24 protein-coding genes are annotated in these 23,204 nt (G+C 71.3%); 14 read left to right on the top strand and 10 right to left on the bottom strand.

The genetic code is table 11. From position 1 onward, the window contains the following. Window positions 1–11: 11 nt before the first annotated feature. From HL658_RS22670 to HL658_RS22640, 7 genes are all read right to left on the bottom strand, one after another. Window positions 12–674 carry an exopolysaccharide biosynthesis protein gene (locus HL658_RS22670; RefSeq protein ID WP_343055283.1) on the bottom strand — a complete coding sequence of 221 codons (663 nt, stop codon included), beginning with the start codon at window positions 672–674 and terminating at the stop codon, window positions 12–14. 132 nt (window positions 675–806) lie between these two features. Beyond that, window positions 807–1,496 carry an ABC transporter permease gene (locus HL658_RS22665; protein ID WP_180283000.1) on the bottom strand — a complete coding sequence of 230 codons (690 nt, stop codon included), beginning with the start codon at window positions 1,494–1,496 and terminating at the stop codon, window positions 807–809. Then, complete coding sequence (locus HL658_RS22660) at window positions 1,496–2,200, bottom strand: ABC transporter permease (RefSeq protein WP_180283001.1); 705 nt, start codon at window positions 2,198–2,200, stop codon at window positions 1,496–1,498. The genes HL658_RS22665 and HL658_RS22660 overlap by 1 nt, the downstream gene beginning before the upstream one ends. A gap of 64 nt (window positions 2,201–2,264) precedes the next feature. Then, window positions 2,265–3,122, bottom strand: coding sequence for a transporter substrate-binding domain-containing protein (locus HL658_RS22655; RefSeq protein ID WP_343055280.1), 858 nt, complete (start codon window positions 3,120–3,122; stop codon window positions 2,265–2,267). A gap of 89 nt (window positions 3,123–3,211) precedes the next feature. Further along, window positions 3,212–4,015, bottom strand: a complete 804-nt coding sequence (locus tag HL658_RS22650) for an ABC transporter ATP-binding protein (RefSeq protein ID WP_180283003.1) — start codon at window positions 4,013–4,015, stop codon at window positions 3,212–3,214. A gap of 75 nt (window positions 4,016–4,090) precedes the next feature. Further along, window positions 4,091–5,770: a putative transporter gene (locus HL658_RS22645; RefSeq protein ID WP_211109815.1), complete on the bottom strand. Its 1,680-nt coding sequence runs from the start codon at window positions 5,768–5,770 to the stop codon at window positions 4,091–4,093. Between the two features lie 345 nt (window positions 5,771–6,115). Next, on the bottom strand, window positions 6,116–7,405 hold the full coding sequence (locus HL658_RS22640) for a hypothetical protein (RefSeq protein ID WP_180287663.1): 1,290 nt from the start codon (window positions 7,403–7,405) through the stop codon (window positions 6,116–6,118). A gap of 283 nt (window positions 7,406–7,688) precedes the next feature. On the opposite strand from HL658_RS22640, the gene ccmA reads away from it, so the two are divergent. From ccmA to HL658_RS38085, 11 genes are all read left to right on the top strand, one after another. Further along, complete coding sequence (gene ccmA / locus HL658_RS22635) at window positions 7,689–8,372, top strand: heme ABC exporter ATP-binding protein CcmA (RefSeq protein WP_180283005.1); 684 nt, start codon at window positions 7,689–7,691, stop codon at window positions 8,370–8,372. Continuing rightward, window positions 8,369–9,034, top strand: coding sequence for a heme exporter protein CcmB (gene ccmB, locus HL658_RS22630; RefSeq protein WP_180283006.1), 666 nt, complete (start codon window positions 8,369–8,371; stop codon window positions 9,032–9,034). The genes ccmA and ccmB overlap by 4 nt, the downstream gene beginning before the upstream one ends. Before the next feature lie 85 nt (window positions 9,035–9,119). After that, entirely contained in the window at window positions 9,120–10,322 is a 1,203-nt protein-coding gene (locus HL658_RS22625; RefSeq protein WP_180283007.1) for a PP2C family protein-serine/threonine phosphatase, read from the top strand. A 158-nt stretch (window positions 10,323–10,480) separates the two neighbouring features. Next, window positions 10,481–11,200, top strand: coding sequence for a heme ABC transporter permease (locus HL658_RS22620; protein ID WP_180283008.1), 720 nt, complete (start codon window positions 10,481–10,483; stop codon window positions 11,198–11,200). Between the two features lie 65 nt (window positions 11,201–11,265). Next, window positions 11,266–11,496 carry a heme exporter protein CcmD gene (gene ccmD / locus HL658_RS22615; RefSeq protein ID WP_180283009.1) on the top strand — a complete coding sequence of 77 codons (231 nt, stop codon included), beginning with the start codon at window positions 11,266–11,268 and terminating at the stop codon, window positions 11,494–11,496. Next, window positions 11,493–11,957 carry a cytochrome c maturation protein CcmE gene (ccmE, locus tag HL658_RS22610; protein WP_180283010.1) on the top strand — a complete coding sequence of 155 codons (465 nt, stop codon included), beginning with the start codon at window positions 11,493–11,495 and terminating at the stop codon, window positions 11,955–11,957. Before ccmD ends, ccmE begins: the two co-directional genes overlap by 4 nt. Before the next feature lie 40 nt (window positions 11,958–11,997). After that, window positions 11,998–13,986, top strand: a complete 1,989-nt coding sequence (locus HL658_RS22605) for a heme lyase CcmF/NrfE family subunit (RefSeq protein ID WP_180283011.1) — start codon at window positions 11,998–12,000, stop codon at window positions 13,984–13,986. A 19-nt stretch (window positions 13,987–14,005) separates the two neighbouring features. After that, window positions 14,006–14,539 (top strand): DsbE family thiol:disulfide interchange protein, encoded by a 534-nt coding sequence (locus HL658_RS22600; RefSeq protein ID WP_180283012.1) that lies wholly within the window; start codon window positions 14,006–14,008, stop codon window positions 14,537–14,539. Next, entirely contained in the window at window positions 14,536–15,012 is a 477-nt protein-coding gene (locus HL658_RS22595; protein ID WP_180283013.1) for a cytochrome c-type biogenesis protein, read from the top strand. Before HL658_RS22600 ends, HL658_RS22595 begins: the two co-directional genes overlap by 4 nt. 4 nt (window positions 15,013–15,016) lie before the next feature. Further along, window positions 15,017–16,384 carry a c-type cytochrome biogenesis protein CcmI gene (gene ccmI / locus HL658_RS22590; RefSeq protein ID WP_180283014.1) on the top strand — a complete coding sequence of 456 codons (1,368 nt, stop codon included), beginning with the start codon at window positions 15,017–15,019 and terminating at the stop codon, window positions 16,382–16,384. 113 nt (window positions 16,385–16,497) lie between these two features. Further along, window positions 16,498–18,183: a histidine kinase dimerization/phosphoacceptor domain -containing protein gene (locus HL658_RS38085; protein ID WP_180283015.1), complete on the top strand. Its 1,686-nt coding sequence runs from the start codon at window positions 16,498–16,500 to the stop codon at window positions 18,181–18,183. On the opposite strand, the gene HL658_RS22580 is transcribed toward HL658_RS38085, so the two are convergent. Further along, window positions 18,167–18,601 (bottom strand): hypothetical protein, encoded by a 435-nt coding sequence (locus HL658_RS22580; RefSeq protein WP_180283016.1) that lies wholly within the window; start codon window positions 18,599–18,601, stop codon window positions 18,167–18,169. The genes HL658_RS38085 and HL658_RS22580 overlap by 17 nt on opposite strands. Window positions 18,602–18,818: 217 nt before the next feature. Between HL658_RS22580 and HL658_RS22575 the strand changes: the two genes are divergently transcribed. Next, window positions 18,819–19,673: a DMT family transporter gene (locus HL658_RS22575; RefSeq protein WP_180283017.1), complete on the top strand. Its 855-nt coding sequence runs from the start codon at window positions 18,819–18,821 to the stop codon at window positions 19,671–19,673. A 39-nt stretch (window positions 19,674–19,712) separates the two neighbouring features. Here HL658_RS22575 and HL658_RS22570 read toward each other — a convergent pair whose 3' ends face one another. After that, window positions 19,713–20,087 (bottom strand): YkvA family protein, encoded by a 375-nt coding sequence (locus HL658_RS22570; protein WP_180283018.1) that lies wholly within the window; start codon window positions 20,085–20,087, stop codon window positions 19,713–19,715. Between the two features lie 97 nt (window positions 20,088–20,184). Between HL658_RS22570 and HL658_RS22565 the strand changes: the two genes are divergently transcribed. Continuing rightward, a complete protein-coding gene (locus tag HL658_RS22565) occupies window positions 20,185–20,946 on the top strand; it encodes an SDR family NAD(P)-dependent oxidoreductase (RefSeq protein ID WP_180283019.1) in 762 nt (253 codons plus the stop codon). 12 nt (window positions 20,947–20,958) lie between these two features. After that, entirely contained in the window at window positions 20,959–21,378 is a 420-nt protein-coding gene (locus HL658_RS22560; protein WP_180283020.1) for a rhodanese-like domain-containing protein, read from the top strand. A gap of 22 nt (window positions 21,379–21,400) precedes the next feature. On the opposite strand, the gene HL658_RS22555 is transcribed toward HL658_RS22560, so the two are convergent. Continuing rightward, window positions 21,401–23,188 (bottom strand): COG4223 family protein, encoded by a 1,788-nt coding sequence (locus HL658_RS22555; RefSeq protein ID WP_180283021.1) that lies wholly within the window; start codon window positions 23,186–23,188, stop codon window positions 21,401–21,403. Window positions 23,189–23,204 lie beyond the last annotated feature (16 nt).

Here is a 23,204-nt window from a genome sequence, read left to right as displayed (position 1 = left end):
CGCGGCCGCCGTCAGGCGAACAGGCCCCGGACGAGGAGCCACGCGGCCCCCCCCAGCCCGAAGACGACGGCCGACACGAAGGCGAGCGCCAGGACCGAGCCGACCAGCCCGGCCAGGACGAACGCCCCGTCCCGTTCGATGAGTCCGAGCGCGATCAGCCCGATGCCGACCGCGGGCGGCAGATTGCCGAACACGATCGGCAGGCTGAGAACGCCCGCCAGGACGATGATGACGAGGCCGAGCAGCCGTTCGGCCAGGGCCTCGGTGAATTGGGGAAGCCGCGGGCGCAGGTGCCGCTCGACCCGCGCCACATGCGGATGCACCCGGCGGACCACGCCGAGGAAGGCGTCGCGGTCGAAGCCGACCGACGCCAGCCGCCGCGGCAGCCAGGGCTGTCGCATGCCGGCGGCCATCTGGGCGCCCAGCAGGATCATCGGGATGCCCACGGCCGTGGACAGGCCGGGCATCGGGATGACGTTGGGGATCGCCAGCAGCAGCAGCATCATGCCGAAGGCGCGGTCGCCGAGCAGCGCGACCAGCCCGCCCAACGTGATGGTGCGGCCGTGCTCGTGCTCCAGGAAATCCAGCAGCAGCTCCGAGGCGCGCCGCCGCGGGGGCGGGGAGACCAGAGCGGGGACCGCAGCCGATTCGCGTGTGGGACTCTCGTGACTCACGGCGGTTTCCGCGGCGGACGGCGGGCCGTCAGGGCCGCCGCGGCGCAGCAAGCGCCATCGCCCTTGTACCGGAAACGGCCCCGGAACTCCAGCCCGCGTCGTCGCCGCACCGCCCGACGGCGGGAATCGGCCTCACACCCGCGCGCGCAGGTGGGGGGTCATACGCCATTCGGCCCAGCGGATCAGCCGCGCCGCGGCGAAATTGATCAGCAGATAGAGGATCCCGGCGACGATGAAGATCTCGAAGACCGCGTAGGTCTGCGAGATGATCCGGCGCGCCACGCCGGTGATCTCCAGCAGCGTGATGGTGCTGGCGAGCGAGCTGGCCTTCACCATCAGGATGATCTCGTTGCCGTAAGCGGGCAGCGCCTGACGCACCGCCACCGGAAGGACGATGCGGCGGAACAGCAGCAGCCGCGACATGCCGCAGGCCCGCGCCGCCTCCACCTGCCCCTGCGGCACCGACAGGATGGCGCCGCGGATGATCTCGCTCTGGTAGGCGCCGGTGTTCAGCATCAGCGCCAGGATGGCGCACCAGTAGGGCTCGCGCAGAAGCGGCCAGAACAGGCTGGCGCGCACCGCCTCGAACTGGCTGAGTCCGTAATAGATCAGGAAGATCTGCACCAGCAGCGGCGTGCCGCGGAACACGAACACATAGGCCGACGCGGCGCCCGCCGCCACCGCATGGCCCGACAGCCGCGCCCAGGCGGCCAGCGCCGCCATCCCAAGACCCAGCAGCAGCGCCAGCGCCACGAGCTGGAGCGTCAGCGGCACCGCGGCCAGCAGGGCGGGGACGCTGTCCCACATCAGCTCCCAATCCATCAGGCCCTCCGCACGCCGCGCATGGCGTTCTTCTCGGCCCGGTCGAACAGGGCGGTGGAGACGGTGGTCAACAGCAGGTAGAGCACGGCGGCCGCCGCGTAGAACACGAAGGGCTGCTTGGTCGAGCCGGCCCCCACCGCCGCCTGCCGCATGATCTCCGCCAACGCGGTGACCGAGATGAGGGCGGTGTCCTTCAGCGTGAGCTGCCACACGTTGCCCAGCCCCGGCAGGGCGTGGCGCAGCGTCAGCGGCCCCAGGATGCGCCGCAGGATCAGCCAGCGCCCCATGCCGCAGGCCCGCGCCGCCTCGATCTGGCCGTAGGGCACGGCCTGCGCCGCACCCCGGATCACCTCGGTCGAATAGGCGCCGGAGATCAGCCCCACCGCCACCACGCCGACCACGAAGGCGTTGACCTCGATGTACTCGTCGTAGCCGAAGACGGATGCCAGGGCCATCACCATGCCGCTGCCCCCGAAGAACAGCAGATAGATGACCAGCAGCTCCGGCACCCCGCGCACGACGGTGGTGTAGGCCTCCGCCACCCCGACCAGGATCAGGTTGCGGCTGAGCTTGGCCGACGCACCCAGCGTCCCGAACACCAGCCCCAGCAGGAACGCGGAGGTCGCCACCGCGACCGTCATCGCCGCCCCCTGGAGCATCTCGTCGCCCCAGCCGCCGTCGCCGAAGGCCAGCAGCTCGATCATGGGGCACCGCCGTCATGAGCCCTCTCCCCCGCGCGGGGGAGAGGGGGGTTGGCCGGGACCCGCGTCACGGGGTGACGGCGATGTCGTAGCCGAACCACTGGGTGCTGAGCTTGCCGGTCACCCCGGCCTTGTGGGCCTCGACGATGGCCTTCTCGAACAGCGTCTTGAGGTCCTTGTCGGCCTTGCGCAGGCCGACCGCCACGCCGTCGCCCAGGATGCCGCCGCGGTACTGGGTGCCGAAGACGGTGATGTCCTTGGTCGCCCCTTCCTTCTGCAGCCCGCCGATGGCCGAGCGGTCGGCGAACATGGCGTCGATGCGGCCGGCGACGAGGTCGAGGCCGATGTTGTCCACCTTGTCGTAGGTGCGCAGCGTGACGCCCGGCATGTACTTCTCGACGAAGGACGCCTGGATGGTGGAGACCTGGGCGCCCACGGTCTTGCCCTTGAGCTGGCTGGCGAGCCGCTCGATCACCGTGCGCTCGTCGGCGGTCAGCTCCTTCATGTCGACCAGCGCCGGGTCGGCGGCGATGGTCAGCAGCGGGCTGCCCTTCATGGCGGCGAAGGCCGACGGCTCGTTGGCGTAGGGGCCGGCGAACTGGATGACCTTGCGGCGCTCGTCGGTGGCCGACATGCCGGCCATGATGGCGTCGTACTTGCCCTGCTGGAGGGCGGGGATGATGCCGTCCCAGTCCTGCGCCACCAGCTCGCACTCGACCTTCATGCGGGTGCAGAGATCCTTCATCAGGTCGACCTCGAAGCCGACCAGCTTGCCGGACGAGTCGGTGCCGTTCCAGGGCATGTAGGCGCCCTCGGTGGCGATGCGGACCTTCTTCCACTCCTTGGCATCGGCCCCCGTCGCGACGGCGGTGGCGGAGAGGGCGATCGCGGCCCCGACCAGGAGCGTGGCGATGGTGGATTTCACAGCAGATGCCTCCTCTGTTCGGGCGGCCCCGGTTGTTTCGGTGGGGCCGTCGGTTGATTCGTCTGACATCCCGCGCCCGAAGCCCGGCGTCAAGCGCCGCCGGACAGGTGGCGGGACAGAAACTGCCGCACCCGCTCGGACTCCGGGTCGACCAGCACCTTGCCGGGCCGGCCGCGCTCCTCGATCCGGCCCTGGTGCAGGAACACCACCTCGCTGGAGACCTCGCGGGCGAAGCCCATCTCGTGGGTCACCACGATCATGGTGTTGCCCTCCTCCGCGAGCTGGCGGATGACGCCCAGCACCTCCCCCACCAGCTCGGGGTCCAGCGCCGAGGTCGGCTCGTCGAACAGCATCACCTTGGGCTGCATGGCGAGCGCGCGGGCGATGGCGGCGCGCTGCTGCTGGCCGCCCGACAGCTCCACCGGGTAGGACTCCGCCTTGGCGAGGATGCCGACCTTGTCGAGCAGCATGCGCGCGCGCTCCGCCGCCTCGGCCTTCGGCACGCCCAGCACATGCACCGGCGCCTCGATGACGTTCTGGAGGATCGTCATGTGGCTCCACAGGTTGAAGCTCTGGAACACCATGCCGAGCCGGGTGCGCACCCGGTCCACCTGTTTGGGATCGGCGGGAACCGTGCGGCCGCCCTTGGTCTTCAGCCGGATCTCCTCGCCGCCGATGACGACGCGGCCCGAATCGGGCACCTCCAGCATGTTGACGCAGCGCAGCAGCGTGCTCTTGCCCGAGCCGGAGGAGCCGATCAGCGTGAGGACATCCCCCTCGTGCGCGGTCAGCGAGACGCCCTTCAGCACCTCCAGCGAACCGAACCGCTTGTGCAGGTCATGGATGACGACGGCTTCGGGGGCGCTGGGACTGCTGGGCGGGTGGGCGTGCATGCCGGGGCTGCGACCTCGTTCGGACTATGCCTAGGCTAGTCCGGCAAACCCCTCCCCGCAAAGCGGAATCCACCGTCACCACAGCAGCACGACGAGGATCTGCGGGGACAGGATGCGCAGGCACATCACCAGCGGGTAGACGGCGGCGTAGGCCAGCGACGCCGCCGCGCAGGGCGACAGCGCGTTGGCGAAGGCCAGCGCCGGTGGGTCCGTCATGCTGCCGGACAAGAGGCCGCAGAGGGTGAGGTAGTCGAGCTTCCCGACGGCGCGCGCCAGCATCCCCACCAGCAGCAGCGGCAGCAGCGTGATCGCGGCCCCGCAAGCCATCCACAACAGCCCGTCGCCGTGCACCAGCGTCTCCACGAAGCGCCCGCCGGACAGCAGCCCGACCACCGCCAGGAACAGCACGATGCCCAGCTCGCGCAGGGCGGTGTTGGCGGCCGGCGGCATGAACCAGACCAGCGGCCCCAGATGGCCGACCCGCGACAGCAGGATGGCCGCTACCAGCGGCCCGCCGGCCAGCCCCAGCTTCAGCGGCGCCGGCATGCCGGGCAGATGCACCGGGATGGAGCCGATGGCGATGCCCAGCGCGATGCCGATGAAGACCGGGATGAAGGTCACCTGCTCCAGCCGGCGCGGGGCGTTGCCGAACAGGGCGGCGACCCGCTTCAGATCGTCCGGCCGGCCGATGACGGTCAGGATGTCGCCGAACTGAAGCTGCAGGGCCGCCGCCGGCACCAGTTCCACGCCGGCGCGGGTGACGCGGCTGACCACCGCGTCGTGGCTGTCGGCCAGCGAGAGCTGGGCCAGCGTCTTGCCCAGCGTGTGGGAGTTGGTGACCACCATGCGCTCCCACCGCAGGTCGGTGCCCTTGGTGGTCAGCGTCACCTCCGACTCGGCGCCCAGTTCGGCCTTCAGCCGGTCGAGCAGCGGGCGCGGCCCCACCAGATGCATGACGTCGCCCACGCTCAGCCGCGTGTCGGCGTGCGCCACCTGGAGCCGGCCGTCGCGCAGCAGGCGGGACGCGATGACCTTGTGGTCGACACTGCCCAGCACGTCGCGGAGCTGACGACCATCAGCCGCGGCGTTGCGCACGGCGACGTCCAGCGTCTCCAGCGCCGCCACCTCGGCGCGGCGCCGCGCTTCGAAGGCGGCGGCCTCGGCCGTCGGGTCGATGCGGAAGACCGCGCGGATCAGCGCCATGGTCAGCAGGATGCCGGCGATGCCGAAGGGATAAGCGACGGCATAGCCCAGGCTGGGGGTGGCGACGGCACCGGACGGCGCCCCCACCTCCTGCAACACCTGCTGGGCCGCGGCCAGCGAGGGCGTGTTGGTGACGGCGCCGGAATAGACGCCCAGCACCGCCTCCAGCGGCACTCCGGCCAGCAGATGGATCGCCGCGGCGGTGGCGGTGCCCAGCAGCACGACGGCCGCCGCCAGCCCGTTCAGCCCCGCCCCCTGCCGCTTCAGCGCGGAGAAGAAGGCGGGGCCGACCTGGATGCCGATGGTGTAGACGAACAGGATCAGCCCGAACTCGCGCACGAAATGCAGGACATGCAGGTCGAAGGACACCCCGGCCACCGCCGCCACATGACCCGCCGCCAGCCCGGCGAACAGCACCCCGCCGATGCCGAGCCCGACCCCGAAGAGCTTCACATGCCCCAGCGCCAGCCCGGCCACGGAGACCAGGCTGAGCACGAGGACGACGCGGCCGATGTCCGACAGCCCGTTGAAGAGGTCGAGGAGGAGGGTCATCGCGGCGGCGGATCCAGTCGGTTGCGGGGCGATTGCCGAGGGCGGTTGCAGGAGCGCACCCTTTCTGCCCGAGCCACCCGCCGTCCGCAACCCGCACGGGCAGAGGCATCCGAACGAGTGATTGGCCCCATGGATCACATTTTCGCCACTTTTATACCCTATCCCTGACACCACGGAGAGGGATGGTCCGTCTGGTCCGGACGGGACCGAGCCCCCTCCGGGATCCCCCGAGCACCCGGGCGCCTTTTTCCCCGGCGCCCACCAGCCAAGCCCCGGCTGGATGGACGGCCCCGCCGGAGCCCCCCGGCGGGGCCGTTTCCTTGTGCGCCCGGCGGCGCGTCCTCATCATCGCCCCACGGTTCGCAAGCAGGATTCGGGGTGCCGGGGCGCCGTCAGTCCGGTTCCGGACGGGTTGTACAGACAGCCGAACGCCTCCGGCAGCCGCGTCGGCCCCGTGTTCGATGCGAGGGGCGTCAGCAGCAGGAACAGGAATGCCAACCCGTTCAGCGCATGACGGGGCAAGCCGTGCTCGCATATCCGCGTCAGCGCGGACTCGAGAACCGGCACCGGCGACAGGCGCAACAGGCAGAGACTGGCGACGAGCATGTTCAGGGCGGTGAAGGACGACCAGCGGATGTAATCGACCCCGATGCCGAACATCAGAAGCGGCGTGTAGCATGAGCCGAAGCAAAGTGCGGCGGCGCGCGGTACCGCGATCCGTCCGATGGCCGACCACAGGGTTCGGGCCAGCACCGTCGCCGCGCCGATGATCAGGACGCTGAGGACGGCGGCCAGCGGCCAGAAGTTCCCCAGGGTATAACGGATGTTGCCAGCAAGGCCGCGGTGGTGGACGGCGAGACTGTTCCCGCTCTCGTGCAGCGCATAGGGAGTGCGGAACAACCAGTGCGCATCCCATACCGGTTTGGGCACCGACGGACTCCCCAGCCACTCTACGGCCGCAAAGCACAGGATCGGCACCGCCGCGGCGAGCGGGACGGCGAATCGCCGGATCGGGTGCGGGGAGCCTCCGTCCGCGTCCAGCCGCATCGCCAGCACCCCGAGGGCCGTCGGAAAGTGGAAGAACAGGAATCCCTCGTGGATGAACATGGCGAGCGAACAGGCCGCCGCGAGCACCGCGCAGGCCAAGCGACGATCGCAGGCGACAGCGGCGTGGCAGGCCAGCAGAAACAGCAGAAACGACAGTTGCTCCGGCCGGCCGAACATCCGGATGAAGATGGGAATGGCGGGTTCGAGCAGCGCCCCGGCCAGCGCGACGATCAGGACCAGTGCGCTGGGGCGGTGCCGCAGAATCGACGTCACGAACAGGCCGTAGGCGAGGACGAGGACCGCCAGCATGGCGCTGGAAAGCACGACGAGGTTCCGGTACTCGTTCCCCGCACCGCCCGCCAGCAGGTCCAACAGCTCACCCGGCAATCCACGCCGGACGAATCCCAGGCTGTAGTCCCAGGTCCAGCTCATCACCACAAACGGATCGATTTCTCCGATCTTGTAAAAAAACTGCAATGACAATGCGAACGATATCAAAAGCATGCCAACAGCCGCCATGGTCGCCCGCACCCGGACACCCGCGATACCAACATGATATTCCGGACTCGCCAGTGAACTGCGCATCATAGCCACCATTCTTCCGGCATGAACTTGAGCTGCTCACCGGGACAAGCGTAATCACGATAATTTACAACCACCGCAGGTGAATGCGGCTCTACCCGGAATCGGCGTGGCCGACGGGCCATGCCCCTTATTAGAGAAGGGTCATTTCCCGCCATCGGATGGCCGGCCAGCCACGCTTTCCGATCCGTGGCATCAGGTCCGCGACATCCGGGCCGCGACATCGGCGCGGGCTGTGCTATAGGTCGCACCCTACGTCCTTCACCCACCGGATCTGTTGCGTTTCCGCATGCCCGTGTTTTCAGGAACCGATCTCACCTGCCTGCGCGGCGACCGGCTGGTCTTCACCGGGCTGGACTTCCGGGTGGAGTCGGGCGGCGCACTGCTGCTGCTGGGTCCCAACGGCAGCGGCAAGTCCAGCCTGTTGCGGGTGATGGCGGGGCTGCTGCGGCCCTTCCGCGGGCGGCTGGCCTGGGACGACGCCGCGTCCGAAGACGACGACCAGCACGGCGGGCGGATTCATTACGTGGGTCATCTGGACGCGGTGAAGCCGGTGCTGACGGCGCTGGAGAATCTGAGCTTCTGGGCGTCGCTCGGCGGGGCCGCCGACCCGGCGGGAGCGGCCATGGCGGCGCTGGAGCGGCTGGGCGTGCCGCACATCGCGGGGGTGCCCGGGCGCTACCTGTCGGCGGGGCAGAAGCGGCGGCTGACGCTGGCGCGGGTGCTGGCGGCCCCCGCCCCGCTGTGGCTGCTGGACGAGCCGACGGTGGCGCTGGACCGGGCGGCGGTGCGGCTGCTGGAGGGCATCCTGGCCGAGCACAGGGCCGGCGGCGGCATGGTGGCGCTGTCCACCCACGCCGACATCGCGCTGCCGGGTGCGGCCGAACTGCACCTCGACCACTTCGCGCCGGCCACCGGCGACGACGTCGATCTTGACAGTGACGCCAACGGGGATGGGGAGGCCGCGGCATGAAGGGTTTCCTGCGCCTCGTCGCCCGCGACCTGCGGCTGGCCCTGCGGCAGGGCTCCGACGCCACCATCGCGGTGATGTTCTTCGTGCTGTGCGTGGTGCTGTTCCCCTTCGGCGTGGGGCCGGAGGCCAACATCCTCGCCCGCATCGCGGCGGGGGTGATCTGGGTGGCGGCGCTGCTCGCCTCGCTGCTGTCGCTGGAGCGGCTGTTCCTCACCGATTACGAGGACGGCTCGCTGGAGCTGCTGGCCCTGTCGCGCATCCCGATGGAAGCGGTGGTGCTGGCAAAGACGCTGGCGCATTGGCTGGTGACGGGGGTGCCGCTGATCGTCGCAGCCCCCATCCTGGCGCTGCTGCTGAACATGGAGGCGGCGGGCTTCGGCGTGCTGGTTCTGGCGCTCGCCATCGGCACCCCGGCGCTCAGCCTGATCGGCAGCATCGGGGCGGCGCTGACGCTTGGCGCACGGCGCGGCGGTGTGCTGCTGTCGCTGCTGATCCTGCCGCTCTACATCCCTGTGCTGATCTTCGGGGCCGGCGCCATCGACGCGGCGTTGAACGCCCTGTCGCCGCGCCCGCACCTGCTGCTGCTGGCCGGTCTGCTGGCCGCCGCCCTGCCGCTCGCCCCGCTGGCCGGGGCCGCGGCCCTGCGCCAGGCGCTGGAGTAGCCGCAGCGATCATCCAAGGTAACACTTTCCCCACGCGGCCGTGCTAGGGTTGTGGCGACGGCACACCGTGCGTCGAGGGGGGAGCATGGCGGCGATCGGACTCGACTGGTACCAGCTCAAGGACCAGCGGGTGCTCGTGGTGGACGATCAGGCGCTGGTGCGGTCGCTGATCGGCGGCATGCTGGCGAGCGTCGGCTTCGAGACCGTGGCCTTCGCCGAGGATGGCGACGAGGCGCTGGAGCGGGTCGGCAGCTTCCGCCCCGACCTGATCCTGCTCGACCTTCTGATGCCGCGGGTGGACGGCATCGGCGTGCTGGAGCAGCTCCGCGCCGAAGCCGCCTGGATGGACGTGCCGGTCCTGGTGCTGACCGCGGCCGACGACCTGCAGATGCGCGGGCGGGTCTTCATGGCCGGGGCCACCGACTTCATCTCCAAACCCGTCAACCGGCTGGAGCTGCTGGCGCGGGTCAAGGTGCACCTGTCCAACTGGGTGCTCATCCGCACGCTGGATCGCCAGTTGAAGCGCATCGACGCCGACCTGAAGGAGGCGCAGCGCATGCAGACGGCGCTGCTGCCGGGGGCCGACGCCCTGCGCGCGCTGGAGCGCAGCCACGGCGTGACGGTGGCGTCGCATTTCGAAAGCTCGTCGCGGGTCGGCGGCGACTATTGGACGGCGCGGGCGCTGGAGGATGGCGCCCTGGCGGTGCTGATCTGCGACTTCTCCGGCCACGGCGTGTCGGCGGCGCTGAACACCGTGCGGCTGCACACGCTGCTGGCCGACCTGCTGGCGCCGGTCTGGCACCGGCCGGCCGAGCTGCTGGGGGCGATCAACGCCGCGCTGGTCGGCCGCCTGCCGGAGGGGCAGTTCGCCACCATGTTCGCGGCCGTCGTGGACACCCGCGCCGACACCCTGTCCTACGCGGCGGCGGCGGCACCCGACGCCTTTCTCGGCCGGGCGGCAGGGGGGGAGCTGCGGCGGCTGGACGGCACCGGTCTGCCGGTCGGGCTGTCGCCGAAGGCGCGCTACCGCGAGGCCACGGTGCCCTTCCCGCCCGGCCATTACCTGTTCCTCTACTCCGACGCCTTCTACGAGGGGGTGCCGGCGCCCAAGGGGCGGTCGGGCCGACGGGAGTTCGCGGAGGTGTTCCAGGCGATCCTGTCCGCCCCCTGCGCCGACCCGGTGCTGCCCCGCCTGCTCGACTGGTTCTACGCCCGGTCCCCCCGCCCGCCGAAGGACGACCTGACCGCGGTGTGGCTGGAGCGGCGCCCGGCGCGGTGGGAGGAATAGGCCATTGGTAGGATCGGGCGCGGCCGGTGGAATAAGGGCTGCGACGAATCGTCTTGCCTTATGACTTCGATCAAGGCACAGCCCTGCCAAAGACCGTAGGATCACCCATATCGTCGGCAAGCCGGCCTTCCGGATCGTCGCGCCTGGACCGTACCGTCATGCACCGTTTCGCCAACCCCGCCCGCTTCCTGCGCCTGTCGGCCGCCATTCTGCCGTGGAGCGCGGGGGCCACCGTCGTTCTGCTGATCGTCGGGCTGTATCTCAGCCTGTTCGGATCGCCGCCCGACTACCAGCAGGGCGACACGGTGCGGATCATGTACATCCATGTGCCGGCGGCGTGGATGAGCCTGTTCGTCTACACCAACATGGCGATCGCCGCGGCGGTCGGGCTGGTGTGGAAACACCCGCTGGCCGACCTGTTCGCCAAGGCCGCCGCCCCCGTCGGGGCGGGCTTCACCGCGGTGTGCCTGATCACCGGGTCGCTGTGGGGTGCGCCGATGTGGGGCACCTGGTGGGTGTGGGACGCGCGGCTGACCAGCGTGCTGATCCTGTTCTTCCTGTATCTCGGCTACATGGCGCTGGTGAACGCCTTCGACAGCCCGGAGCGCGGGATCAAGGCGGGCAACGTGCTGCTGCTGGTGGGCATCGTCAACGTGCCGATCATCAAGTTCTCGGTGGACTGGTGGAACACGCTGCACCAGCCCTCCAGCGTCATCCGCATGGGTGGGCCGACCATCGATTCCACCATGCTGTGGCCCTTGCTGGTCATGGCGCTGGCCTTCACCACCTATTTCGTGTCGGTGGTGCTGCTGCGGGTGAAGGCGGAGATCCTCGCCCGCCGCATCCAGACGCTGCGCCTGTCCGAGGCGCAGGGCTGACGGCTGCCACATTGGCGCCACGAGGGCGCCGCATGACGAACGCAGTGGGGACGAGCGACCGACCGATGGCTGAATTCTTCGCGATGGGCGGCTACGCCTGGTATGTCTGGCCCTCCTACGGGATCGCGGCGGCGGTGCTGATCGGGCTGCTGGTCGCCTCCGTCCGCGGCCTGCGCGGCCAGGAGACCACGCTGAAGGCGCTGGAGGGTGCCCGCCCGCGTCGCCGCCCCCGCGCCAACACTGGAAACGGCACCGGAGACGCCGCCGGCCGTCCGGCGGCGGGAGTGGAAGGATGACGAGAAAGAAGCGCCGCCTGTACATGCTGGGCCTCGCCCTGCTCGGGCTGGGGACCGCGACCGCCCTGACGCTGACCGCGTTCCAGGACAACCTCGTCTTCTTCTTCAGCCCCACCGACCTGCAGGCCAAGGCGGCCGAGGTGCGCGACCGCAACTTCCGCCTCGGCGGGCTGGTCGAGCAGGGCAGCGTCGAGCGGCGCCCGGACGGCATCACCGTGCTGTTCAAGGTGTCGGACGGCCCGCACGCGGTGCCCGTCTCCTACACCGGCCAGCTCCCCGACCTGTTCCGCGAGGGCCAGGGCGTGGTGGTGGAGGGGCGGCTGCGCCCCGACGGCGTGTTCGTCGCCCGCGAGGTGCTGGCCAAGCACGACGAGAACTACATGCCCCCCGAAGTGGCCGATGCGCTGAAGCGCGCCGAGCACTTCAAGGACACCCAGAAGACGCTGGTGCCTGGGTCGTGACGCCCGCCCAGCCCGCACGCGCCGTTACCGGAGACCGCCCGTGATCCCCGAGCTTGGCCATTACGCGCTGGTGCTGGCGCTGTTCGTGGCGCTGGTGCAGTCGACCCTGCCGTTGGTGGGTGCGGCCACCGGGAACGCCGCCTGGATGGCGGTGGCGCGGCCGGCGGCGGTGGCGCAGCTGGCGCTGATCACCGTCGCCTATCTGGCGCTGACCTGGGCCTATCTGGTGTCCGACTTCAGCGTGCTCAACGTCGTGCAGAACAGCCACTCGGCCAAGCCGCTGATCTACAAGCTGTCCGGCGTGTGGGGCAACCACGAGGGGTCGATGATCCTGTGGGTCGCCATGCTGGCGGTGTTCGGGGCCGCGGTGGCGCTGTTCGGCCGCAACCTGCCGCCGACGCTGAAGGCCCGCGTGCTGTCGGTGCAGGGCATGATCGGGGTGGGCTTCCTGCTGTTCATCCTGATCACCTCCAACCCCTTCATCCGCGTGGTGCCGGCGCCGCCCGACGGCAACGACCTGAACCCGCTGCTGCAGGACCCCGGCCTCGCCTTCCACCCGCCCTTCCTCTATCTGGGCTATGTCGGCTTCTCCATGGCCTTCTCCTTCGCGGTCGGCGCGCTGATCGAGGGGCGGGTGGATCCGGCCTGGGCACGCTGGGTGCGGCCGTGGACGCTGGTGGCGTGGTCGTCGCTGACCATGGGCATCGCCATGGGCTCCTGGTGGGCCTATTACGAGCTGGGCTGGGGCGGCTGGTGGTACTGGGACCCGGTGGAGAACGCCTCGCTGATGCCGTGGCTGGCCGGCACCGCCCTGCTGCACTCCGCCATCGTGGTGGAGAAGCGCGACGCGCTGAAGACCTGGACCATCCTGCTGGCCATCGTCACCTTCTCGCTGTCGCTGATGGGCACCTTCCTGGTGCGCTCGGGCATCCTCACCTCGGTGCACGCCTTCGCGGTCGATCCGGCGCGCGGCGTCTTCATCCTGGGGCTGCTGCTGCTGGCGACCGGCGGCTCGCTGCTGCTCTACGGCGTCCGGGCACCCGGCCTGAAGACCGGGGGCCTGTTCGCCCCGGTCAGCCGGGAAGGCGCGCTGGTGCTCAACAACCTGCTGCTGTCCACGGCGACGGCCACCGTCTTCATCGGCACGCTCTACCCGCTGTTCCTCGACATCGTCGGCGGCGGCAAGGTGTCGGTGGGGCCGCCCTTCTTCAACGCCACGTTCCTGCCGCTGATGATCCCGCTGGTCGCCGCCATGGTGGTCGGCCCCATGCTGTCCTGGAAGCGCGGCGACCTGCCCGGCGCGCTCGGCCGGCTGGGGGCGGCGGGGGCCGCGGTGCTGCTGTCGGTGCTGGTCACCGTGTGGCTGACCGGCGGCCCGCTGCTGGCGCTGGTCGGCATCGGACTCGGCATCTGGGCCATCGCAGGCTCGGCGGTGGAGGTGGCCGAACGGGTGCGCCTGTTCCGCATTCCGCTGCGTGACAGCTGGACCCGCGCCGCCGGCCTGCCGCGCGCCGCCTGGGGCATGACCATCGCGCACGCCGGCCTCGGCATTGCCATTCTCGGCATGACCGGCACCTCCGCCTGGGTGACCGAGGACATCAAGGCGATGAAGCCCGGCGACCGCACCACCCTGGCCGGCTACGAAATCCTGTTCGAGGACCTGCGCCCGGCGGTGGTGGCCGGCAATTACAGCGCCGATGTCGGCCGCTTCCGCATCACCCGCGACGGCGCGCCGGTGGCGGTTCTGACTCCGGAGCGGCGCAGCTACAACGTGCAGCGCATGACCACGACCGAGGCGGCGATCCACACCACCTGGGTTTCCGACCTCTACATCGCGCTCGGCGATCCGGGGCAGACGGGGGCCTGGACCGTGCGCCTCTACCACCACCCGCTGGTGCCGTGGATCTGGATCGGCGCGGTGATCATGGTGGCGGGCGGGCTCGTGTCCCTCACCGACCGGCGGCTGCGGGTGGGAGCCCCCGAACGTCGCCGCGCGACACCACCCCCGGCCGCGCAGCCCGCCGAATAGCCCCGAGGAACACCCGTCGATGCGCCGCCTGCTCTTCATCCTGCCGCTGCTGCTGTTCGTCGGCGTGGCGGTGGCCTTCTACCTGGGCTTCAACCGCGACCCGCGGGAGATCCCGTCCGTCCTGATCGACAAGCCGGTGCCGGAGTTCGCGCTGCCGGCGCTGCCCGGCTACAAGCAGGGGCTGGCGACGGCCGACCTGAAGGGCGATGTGCAGCTGGTCAACGTCTTCGCCTCCTGGTGCGTGCCCTGCAAGATCGAGCACCCGGTCATCACCCGCCTGTCGCGGGAGCAGGGGGTTCCCGTGCGCGCCATCAACCACAAGGACAAGGCGGAGGACGCCATCGCCTGGCTGAAGCGCAACGGCGATCCCTACGCCGGCATCGGCCAGGATCTGGACGGCCGTGTGTCCATCGACTGGGGCGTCTACGGCGTGCCGGAGACCTTCCTGATCGACCGCCAGGGGCGCATCCGCTACAAGCACGTCGGCCCGCTGTCGCCCGAGGTGGTGGAGCGCGACATCCTGCCCCTCGTCAAGGAGCTGCGGAAGGGATGAGGACGCGTCTCCTCGCCGCTTGGCTGGCGCTTGGTTCCCTGGCTGCCGCCCTGCCCGCCGCCGCCGTCATGCCCGACGAGATCCTGGCCGACCAGGGGCTGGAGCACCGCGCGCGCGAACTCAGCAAGGAGCTGCGCTGCCTCGTCTGCCAGAACCAGTCGATCGACGACAGCAACGCGCCGCTGGCGCGCGACCTGCGGGTGCTGGTCCGCGAGCGGCTGAAGGCCGGCGACAGCGACGCGCGGGTGCTGGACTACGTCACCGACCGCTACGGCGACTATGTGCTGCTGCGTCCGCCCTTCAAGGCGACGACCTGGCTGCTGTGGATCGGGCCCTTCCTGGTGTTCGCCATCGGGGCGGCGGCCACCGCCGTCTATCTGCGCGGCCGGCGCGGGGTCGCGGCCGGCGCGGATACCGCCCCCCTGAGCGAGGACGAGCAGCGCCGCCTGGACGCGCTGCTGCGCAAGGACTGACGCGATGCTGTTCTGGATCGTCGCCGCGGCCATGACCGCGGGTGTGCTGCTGCTCATCCTGCCGCCGCTGCTGCGCCCGGCGGGTGCCGCCCCGGCGCGCGCCGCTTACGACATCGAGGTCTACCGCGACCAGCTCACCGAACTCGACCGCGACGTCGAGCGCGGGTTGGTGACCGAGGCGCAGGCCGCCGCCGCCCGCGCCGAGATCGGCCGGCGCATGCTGACCGCCGGGGCCGAGAGCGCACCGGCCGCCGCCGCCCCGCCGCGGCGCGCCCGCGCCTTGGCGGTGGTCCTGGCCCTGGCGATCCCGGTGGGGGCGCTGGCCGTCTATCTGCCGCTCGGCCATCCCGACCTGCCGGCCCAGCCGCTCGCCTCCCGCGACCTGGACGCCGAGCGCAACGCACCGCCGCCCGCCGTGCTGGCCGCGGTCGACAAGCTGAAGGCGCATCTGGCGGCCGAACCCAACGACCTGCAGGGCTGGTCGGTGCTGGGCCAGACCTACGCCCGCATGGGTCGCTGGGGCGACGCGGCCGACGCGCTGCGCCGCGCCGTCGGCCTGTCTCGGGGCGATCTGGAGGTGACCGCCTTCTACGCGGAGGCGCTGACCAACGCCAACGGCGGCACCGTGCCGGAGGAGGCGCGCACCGCCTTCGACGCCATCCTGGAGAAGAACCCCGCCGACCCGCGCGCCCGCTACTATCTGGCGCTCGCCCGCTTCCAGGCCGGCGACGTGAAGGGCGCGCTGGAGCGCTGGGCCGCCATCGTCGCCGACACGCCGGAGGACGCGCCCTGGCTGCCCATGGTGCAGGCCCGCGTCACGGAGGCCGCCGGCCGGCTGGGGCTCGACGTCGCCACCGTCATGCCGAAGCCGAAGCCGGCCGAGCCACCGCCCGCCGCCCAGGCCGGCACCACCGCCGATCAGGAGCGCATGGTCCGCGGCATGGTGGAGTCCCTGGCCGCGAAGCTGGAGGCCAACCCCGGCGATGTGGACGGCTGGGTGCGGCTCGCCCGCTCCTACCGGGTGCTGGGGGAGATGGGCAACGCCGAAACGGCCGCCCGCAACGCCGTGGAGCGCGCTCCCAAGCGGCCCGACGCGCTGCTGGCGCTGGTCGATGTGCTGCTCGCCACGGCACCCCCCGCCGAGGGCCGCGGCACCATGCCGGCGGAGGCCGTGCGCCTGCTGAAGGAGGTCGCAGCGCTCGACCCGGCGAACCGCGACGCGCTGTGGCTCCTGGGCCTGGACGCCGCCAACGCCGGCCGCAAGGTCGAGGCGGCGGAGCTGTGGGGCCGCCTGCTCGCCCAGCTCGACCCCAAGGACCCCGACCACGCGCTGCTGCGCCAGCGGCTGGACGCGCTGAAGGCCGGAGGCTGAGGGCGCGTCAGAGGCCGGAGACAGGATTTGTCCCGCGCCTGGGGGGTGGAATTCCCAGGCGCTTTGGTTCAGATTCCTGTCGCATGGCAGCGAATGTTACCGAACCGGCTGCGGTGACCGATTCCGGTCAGGGTGCGCAGGCTCCCCCGAGCGCGCGGCTGGAAGCCGCGATCGCGTGGCTGGCGGTCGCCGGCCTGGTGCTTCTGGTGTCAGCGGTCGGCATCCTGGCGCTGCATCTGCGCGACAAGGTGATGGAGGAGGCGGAGGCGCGCGCCACCGACACCGTGCGCGTGCTGGCCGAGCACGCCGCCCGCCTGTTCGACGCCGCCGACCTGCTGGTGGTGCGCGCGGCGGAGGAGACCCGCAATCGCGACTGGGACGAGATGGAGCGGTCGACCGTCACCTGGGACCGGCTGCGGCGGGAGGCGGTGCGCTTCCCCTTCGTGGACGCCGTGTGGTTGAACGACGCCAACGGCCGGCTGCGCCTGACCACCTTCCGCTTTCCCGCACCGTCGACGACGGTGACCGACCGCGACTTCTTCACCATCCACACCGACGGGCCCGACATTCCCTATGTCAGCGAGCTGATCGTCGGCCGGGTGACGGGGGAGCCGACCTTCCTGGTCAGCCGCCGGCTCGCCAACCCGTTCGACGGCTTCCGCGGCATCGCGTCGATCACCATGAAGCCGGCCTATTTCAGCGACTTCTACCGACAGCTCGACCTGCCCTACGCGCCCACCATCCTGCTCTACCGCAGCGGCGGCAAGGATGTGGTGGTGCAGCACCCGGCCCCGTCGCCCGGCGCCACCACCCCCTTCGACGCCACCGTCGCGGCCGCGATGCGGGAGGCGCCGTTCGGCGGCACCGTGCATGACGGCTCCACCCTCTTCACCTACCGGGCTTTGGCCGAATGGCCGGTCGGTGTCGCGGTGCGGCTGGACCTGCGGCTGGCCGACGCCGCGTGGCGGCGGACGCTGTGGCCCTATCTGCTGGTCGCCATGGCTGGGGCGACGGCGCTGGTCGGGCTGGCCGCCTTCGGCTTCCGGCAGGCGCGCGCCGTTCGCCGGGCGCAGCGCGCGCTGGAGGACCGCGTGCGCGACCGCACCGCCTCGCTGGAGGCGGCGCTCGACCAGCGCAACGCGCTGGTCGCCCAGAAGGACCTGCTGATGCAGGAGGTCAACCACCGCATCAAGAACAGCCTTCAGATGGTGTCCAGCCTGCTGGCGCTGCAGGGCCAGAGCGCGCCGGAGGGCGAGGCGCGACGCCAGATCGCCGAGGCCGGGCGCCGCGTGCGCGCGGTCAGCGACATCCACACCCTGCTCTACCGCGGACAGGACGTGCGCGCCGTGCCCTTCCACGACTATCTGGCCGCCCTCTGCCGCGATCTGGAACGCTCGGCCATGCAGGGCGAGGAATGGCGGCTGGAACTGGCGCTGGAGCCGGCCGAGGTGCCGACCGACCGCGCCGTGCCGCTGGGGCTGATCGCCAACGAGCTGGTGATGAACGCGGTCAAGCACGCCTATCCTGACAGCGGCGACAAGCCGGTCCGTGTCGGCCTCGCGCGGGTCGATGCCGAGGTGGTGCGGTTGACGGTCGCCGACCGCGGCACCGGCCTGCCGGAGGGCTTCGACTGGCGGCGCAGCCGCAGCCTGGGCATGCGGGTGGTGCACGCACTGTCGGCCCAGCTCGGCGCCGGGCTGGAGGTGCGGGACACCGCACCGGGCACCGAATTCGCCGTCACCGTCCGCCTGTCCGCATGGGAGGAGGAGCAGTCCGCCGCGGTCAGCGCGCCACCTTGAGCGCGAGGTCCAGCCGCTCCACCGAACAGCGCGTCTCCGCCTCCCGGCAATAGCGGTATTCGATGCGCAGCGTGCCGTCGTGGCTGTCGGGCGTGGCGATGCGCAGGGACCCCGCGCGGTCGAGCGGCAGCCGCGCCCGCATGGCACCGCCCTCGCCGCGCACCGTCGTCGGCAGAGCGCCGCCGATGTGTTCGCGGATCAGGGCGGAGGCGTCGAGCCGCAGCACCGGCGGCTTGATGGTGACGCCCTTCAGCGGCTGCACGGAGACCACCACCGCGCCCGCACGCCCGCGCGCTTCCAGGGACACGGTGACGGTGGCACCGTCCAGCGTCTCCGACCACACCCGCTCCGGATCGGCGGCCAATGCCGGGCGCGCGAGTGCCACGAGCAGCAGACCGGCGGCCACAACCCTCGACATGCGTCTTCCTTCGTACGCCGTGCCACGACCCATGCGCGGGACTCATGGTGGATGCGCGGTGACCGGCCCGCAAGTCCCCGCTTGGACACTGGCGCTCATGGTTCGTACGCAACACATTCGGAGAACGCCCATTGCCGCCGTCACCCGATCGGTCGCCCCCTTGCCCTCTCCGCTCCCGCTCCCGAGGCTGTCACCGGCCACGCAGGCCGTGCTGTGGATGGTCCTGTCCACGGCCATCTTCGCCACCGGCAACATCCTGATCCGGCACGCCACCAGCGAGGTGCACCCGTTCCAGGTGGCGTTCTTCCGCAACTTCTTCAGCCTTCTGTGCCTGCTTCCGCTGGTGGTCGGGGCGGGGCTGACCTTGCGGACGAGCCGGGTCGGTCTCTACCTGTCGCGGTCCCTCACCAGCCTGTGCGCCATGCTGACCTGGTTCTACGGCCTGTCGGTGGTGCCGCTGGCCGACGCTACCGCGCTGGCCTTCACCCTGCCGCTCTTCGCCACCATCGGCGCCGCCCTGTTCCTGGGGGAGGTGGTGCGGCTGCGGCGCTGGATCGCGGTGGTCGTGGGGTTCATCGGGGTGCTGATCATCCTGCGGCCGGGGGCCGGCAGCCTGACCATTGGGGCGGGAATCGTGCTGGTGAGCTGCATCTTCTCCGCGGCCACCACCCTCCAGGTCCGGTCGCTGGCGCGCTCCGAAGGCACGGTGGCGATGGTGACCTACATGGTGCTGTTCCTGACGCCCATGTCGCTGGTGCCGGCATTGTTCGTGTGGAGCTGGCCGTCCTGGGCGATGCTCGGCTGGATGGCGCTGCTGGGCGCCGGCCTGACGCTCGGCCATCTGGCGCTGACACGCGCCTTCCATCTGGCCGAGGCGTCGGCGCTGATGCCCTATGATTACCTGAAACTGCCCTTCACGGCGCTGCTCGCCTATGGCCTGTACGGCGAGATGATGGACGGCTGGGGCTGGGTGGGCGCCGCGATCATCGCTGGTTCGACCCTCTACATCAGCCACCGCGAAGCCAAGCTGGCCCGCCGCACCCGCGCCGCGGTGCCGGCCGCGGCGGAGTGACCGGCGGCCGCGGCGGCGCCACAACAACGGCAGGGCGGCTCACGCCGCCGCCCTCTCCTCCTCCCGCAGGGCGGCGCGGGCGCGGTCGTAATGCTCCGGCCGCAGGTTGGCGCGCACGGCCTGGATCGCCGCCATGACGACCGCCGCGTCGTCGGTGAAGCCGACCACCAGCAGCCAGTCCGGCACCAGATCGGCCGGCATGATGAAATAGGCGAGCGCACCCATCAGCACCGCTTTGGCGGTGGCCGGGGTGGCCGGGTCGATCGCGCAGTACCAAGCGGCCAGCGCGTGCTCCAGGAACGGCAGCCGCTTCACGTTGGCGCGCAGCTTGTCCCAGAAGCGGCGGCGGACCAGCGTCTCGTCGCGCGCCACCTTCAACGGATCGAAGGGCGGTTCAGCGGTGCCCTCGGTCATGGCTCCTCCATTCGGCCGCAAGCGGGCGGGTTTCCCACGCCGGCACGGCTCTGCTACACATGCGATCAGAGAACGGAACACACAACGGGAGGGTTTCATGAAAATCGACGGCGTCGCGGCGTTGGTGACCGGCGGCGGGTCCGGCATGGGGGCGGCGACCGCCCGCCACCTCGCCTCGCTCGGGGCCAAGGTGACCGTGCTGGACGTGAACGAGGACGCCGTCCTGGCGGTCGCGAACGAGATCGGTGGGCTGGGGCTGGTCTGCGACGTGACCGACGCCGCCTCGGCGGAGAAGGCCTTCGCCCAGGCCGAGGGCGCGCACGGCGCCGCCCGCATCGCCGTCAACTGCGCCGGCGTGGCACCCGCCCAGCGCATCGTCGGCCGCGATGGCGCCATGCCGCTGGAAGCCTTCCGCCGGGTGATCGAGGTCAACCTGATCGGCACCTTCAACATCCTGCGTCTGGCCGCCGCCGGCATGGCCAAGCTGGACCCCACCGACAGCGGCGAGCGCGGCGTGATCGTCAACACCGCGTCGGTCGCCGCCTACGAAGGGCAGATCGGGCAGGCGGCCTACGCCTCGTCCAAGGGCGGTGTCGTGGCGCTGACCATCTGCGCGGCGCGCGACCTCGCCCGCAGCGCCATCCGCGTGATGACCATCGCGCCGGGCCTGATCGGTACGCCCATGCTGCTGGGCATGCCGCAGGAGGTGCAGGACAGCCTCGCCGCGTCCGTGCCCTTCCCCAAGCGCTTCGGCCGGCCGGAGGAATACGCGCGGCTGGTGCAGCACATCGCCGAGAACGAGATGCTGAACGGCGACGTCATCCGGCTCGACGGCGCCATCCGCATGGCCCCGCAGTAAGGGGGTTCGGCCATGGCGCTGACCGTCGGCTACCGCCAGCTCCTGGACGAGGCCAACGCCCGGATCGAGACGCTGCCGCTCGACCGGGCGGCGGCGTTGCACGGCGATCCGGACACGCTGTTCGTGGACATCCGCGACCCGCGCGAGCTGGCCCGCGACGGCATGATCCCCGGCGCCTTCCACGCGCCGCGGGGCATGCTGGAATTCTGGGTGGACCCGGACAGCCCCTACCACAAGCCGGTCTTCGCGTCGGGCCAGCGGCTGGTGCTCTACTGCGCCAGCGCCTGGCGCTCGGCGCTGTCGACCGACCTGCTGCAACGGATGGGGGTGCCGCGCGTCTGCCACCTGGAAGGCGGCTTCTCGGCCTGGAAGAAGGCCGGCCTGCCGGTGGACGTACGAAGCAGCGGCGGGCCGGAGGGCGGCGGGGGCTGACGCCGCCCGCCACGGTCGCACCCTACGGCTTCACCTCGGCCGAGGCCAGCCGGCGCAGGGCGGCCTCGTTGAGGCCGCGCAGCGCGCGCTCGGCCTCCACGCGGATCATCGCCATGCGCAGCCATGCGTCGGCGTGCACCGCGCCGGGCGGCTGGAGGGCGGCCAGATCCTTCACCGCCTCGGCGAAGTTGCCGTTGGTGATGCTGGCGGCGGCGCGGCCCAGCGCGGCGCGGGCGGCTTCCCCCGGCACCGCGGGCGGGGCGACGGTCCAGCCGAAATAGGACTGGACGGTCGCCATCTGCCGCTCGTACCAGGGGGGCGCCGCGGCCTCCTCGGCCTCCAGCACCTTCTTGGCGGCGGTGTTGAAGTCGCGGCGCAGCAGAGACAGGCTGGGAGCGCCGCGCGTGGCGAGCGGGGCCAGCCGCTCGGCCGAGGCGGCGATCACCGGGTCGTTGCCGCCGAACTGGCGCAGCGCCTGGACCTCCGCGGCGAAGGGCTCGCCCTCGTCGAGCGCGGTGCGGATGCGGGTGGCGAGCGTCAGAAGCACCGGCCCGGCGGTCGGGGCGGGGATCTTCTCCTCCACCTCGTCGATCCGGGTGCCCAGCGCCTGGACGCCCTGGCTGTTGGCCTGCACCGAGTCGCGCAGCGGTCCGATGGCGCCGTCGATCCCGTCCATCCGGCCATCGATCACGGTCACCCGGCCGTCCACAGCGGTCACCCGGCCGTCCGTCGCGGTGACCCGCCCATCGACAGCGTCGATCCGCGCGGCGAGCGCGGTTTCCACCGCGGCGACCTTCTCGCCGGTGGCGACCGTCGCAGCCTGCACGGCGGCCTCGACCGCCGCGGTGCGGTCGGTCACCGCCTTGATCGAGTCGCCGAGCCCGGCGATCTGTGCCACCACCGCCTGGGCGCCCGACTCGAGAGCCGTGGCGCGGCTGGCGACGGCGGCCACCGCCGCAGCCCCGGCGTCGGCCACCTGCACCAGCTTCTGTTCGACGCCGTCGAGCCGCCCGCCGGCCGCCGTCTGGGCGCCGGCCAGCTCATCCGCCCGGGCGACGGCCTTGGTCATGCCGCCCTCCACCATCGACAGGCGGCTGGTGTGCTCGCGCGCCGTGCCTTCGCCCTGCTCCAGCCGGACGGCCAGCGCGCGGCCGCTGGCCTCCATCTGGTCGGCGCGGCTGTCGATCTTCGCCAGCCTCGTCTCCAGCGCGCCCAGCGCTTTGGAGAGCTGGAGCACCTGATCCTCCGCCCGGCGCAGCTGATCGGTCAGCGACAGGAAGCGCTCGCTCTCCCCCGACGCCTCGACGAAGCGGTTCAGCGTGTCGCGGTCCACCGGCTGGCCGGCCGGGGTGGTCGCCAGCGCCGTGCTGAGCGCGTTGATCCGCTGGTCGAAGCGCTGGAGGTCGACCTCGATCACCTCCGGCGGGCGGGTGTCGGCCGTGCCGGTGACGATGCCGACCCAGGGTTTGTCGCCGAACTGGGCGCGCAGCTGCTCGGCCAGGATCGGTCGCAGGCTGGGTGCGGCGATGGTGCCGCCCGCCCCGACCAGCGCGATCAGCGCGCAGAACAGAGCCAGCCCGGTGCCGCGGGCGCGCGGCGGCTTGGCGGCGAGCGGCGGCAGCGGCGCGTCGGTGGCAAGCCGCGGCAGCGCCGGCGGCTCCTGGAAAGCTCTCGCCTCGGCCCGCGCCCCGTCCTTCGGCCCCGGGTCCGCGCCCGGCGGCGGCACCAGGAACTCGGGGAAGGGCTTCGCTCCGGACTCGGCGCCGAAGGACGGGGCGGTCTTCTGATCGTCGCGGCTCGGCTCGCTCACGGGCGCATCTCCCAGG

It is taken from the genome of Azospirillum oleiclasticum, assembly GCF_013423485.1.
GTDB classification, from domain to species: domain Bacteria; phylum Pseudomonadota; class Alphaproteobacteria; order Azospirillales; family Azospirillaceae; genus Azospirillum; species Azospirillum oleiclasticum.
The sequence above is the reverse complement of the archived record's forward strand: the minus strand, read 5'-3'. Positions and strand labels throughout refer to the sequence as shown.

Excerpts from the sequence above, each read along its gene's own strand:
- HL658_RS22665 (WP_180283000.1), bottom strand. The coding sequence starts at position 1,496 with ATGGATTGGGAGCTGATGTGGGACAGCGTCCCCGCCCTGCTGGCCGCG.
- HL658_RS22660 (WP_180283001.1), bottom strand. The coding sequence starts at position 2,200 with ATGATCGAGCTGCTGGCCTTCGGCGACGGCGGCTGGGGCGACGAGATG.
- HL658_RS22650 (WP_180283003.1), bottom strand. The coding sequence starts at position 4,015 with ATGCACGCCCACCCGCCCAGCAGTCCCAGCGCCCCCGAAGCCGTCGTC.
- HL658_RS22645 (WP_211109815.1), bottom strand. The coding sequence starts at position 5,770 with ATGACCCTCCTCCTCGACCTCTTCAACGGGCTGTCGGACATCGGCCGC.
- HL658_RS22640 (WP_180287663.1), bottom strand. The coding sequence starts at position 7,405 with ATGATGCGCAGTTCACTGGCGAGTCCGGAATATCATGTTGGTATCGCG.
- ccmA (WP_180283005.1), top strand. The coding sequence starts at position 7,689 with ATGCCCGTGTTTTCAGGAACCGATCTCACCTGCCTGCGCGGCGACCGG.
- ccmB (WP_180283006.1), top strand. The coding sequence starts at position 8,369 with ATGAAGGGTTTCCTGCGCCTCGTCGCCCGCGACCTGCGGCTGGCCCTG.
- HL658_RS22625 (WP_180283007.1), top strand. The coding sequence starts at position 9,120 with ATGGCGGCGATCGGACTCGACTGGTACCAGCTCAAGGACCAGCGGGTG.
- HL658_RS22620 (WP_180283008.1), top strand. The coding sequence starts at position 10,481 with ATGCACCGTTTCGCCAACCCCGCCCGCTTCCTGCGCCTGTCGGCCGCC.
- ccmD (WP_180283009.1), top strand. The coding sequence starts at position 11,266 with ATGGCTGAATTCTTCGCGATGGGCGGCTACGCCTGGTATGTCTGGCCC.
- ccmE (WP_180283010.1), top strand. The coding sequence starts at position 11,493 with ATGACGAGAAAGAAGCGCCGCCTGTACATGCTGGGCCTCGCCCTGCTC.
- HL658_RS22600 (WP_180283012.1), top strand. The coding sequence starts at position 14,006 with ATGCGCCGCCTGCTCTTCATCCTGCCGCTGCTGCTGTTCGTCGGCGTG.
- HL658_RS22595 (WP_180283013.1), top strand. The coding sequence starts at position 14,536 with ATGAGGACGCGTCTCCTCGCCGCTTGGCTGGCGCTTGGTTCCCTGGCT.
- ccmI (WP_180283014.1), top strand. The coding sequence starts at position 15,017 with ATGCTGTTCTGGATCGTCGCCGCGGCCATGACCGCGGGTGTGCTGCTG.
- HL658_RS22580 (WP_180283016.1), bottom strand. The coding sequence starts at position 18,601 with ATGTCGAGGGTTGTGGCCGCCGGTCTGCTGCTCGTGGCACTCGCGCGC.
- HL658_RS22575 (WP_180283017.1), top strand. The coding sequence starts at position 18,819 with ATGGTCCTGTCCACGGCCATCTTCGCCACCGGCAACATCCTGATCCGG.
- HL658_RS22570 (WP_180283018.1), bottom strand. The coding sequence starts at position 20,087 with ATGACCGAGGGCACCGCTGAACCGCCCTTCGATCCGTTGAAGGTGGCG.
- HL658_RS22565 (WP_180283019.1), top strand. The coding sequence starts at position 20,185 with ATGAAAATCGACGGCGTCGCGGCGTTGGTGACCGGCGGCGGGTCCGGC.
- HL658_RS22560 (WP_180283020.1), top strand. The coding sequence starts at position 20,959 with ATGGCGCTGACCGTCGGCTACCGCCAGCTCCTGGACGAGGCCAACGCC.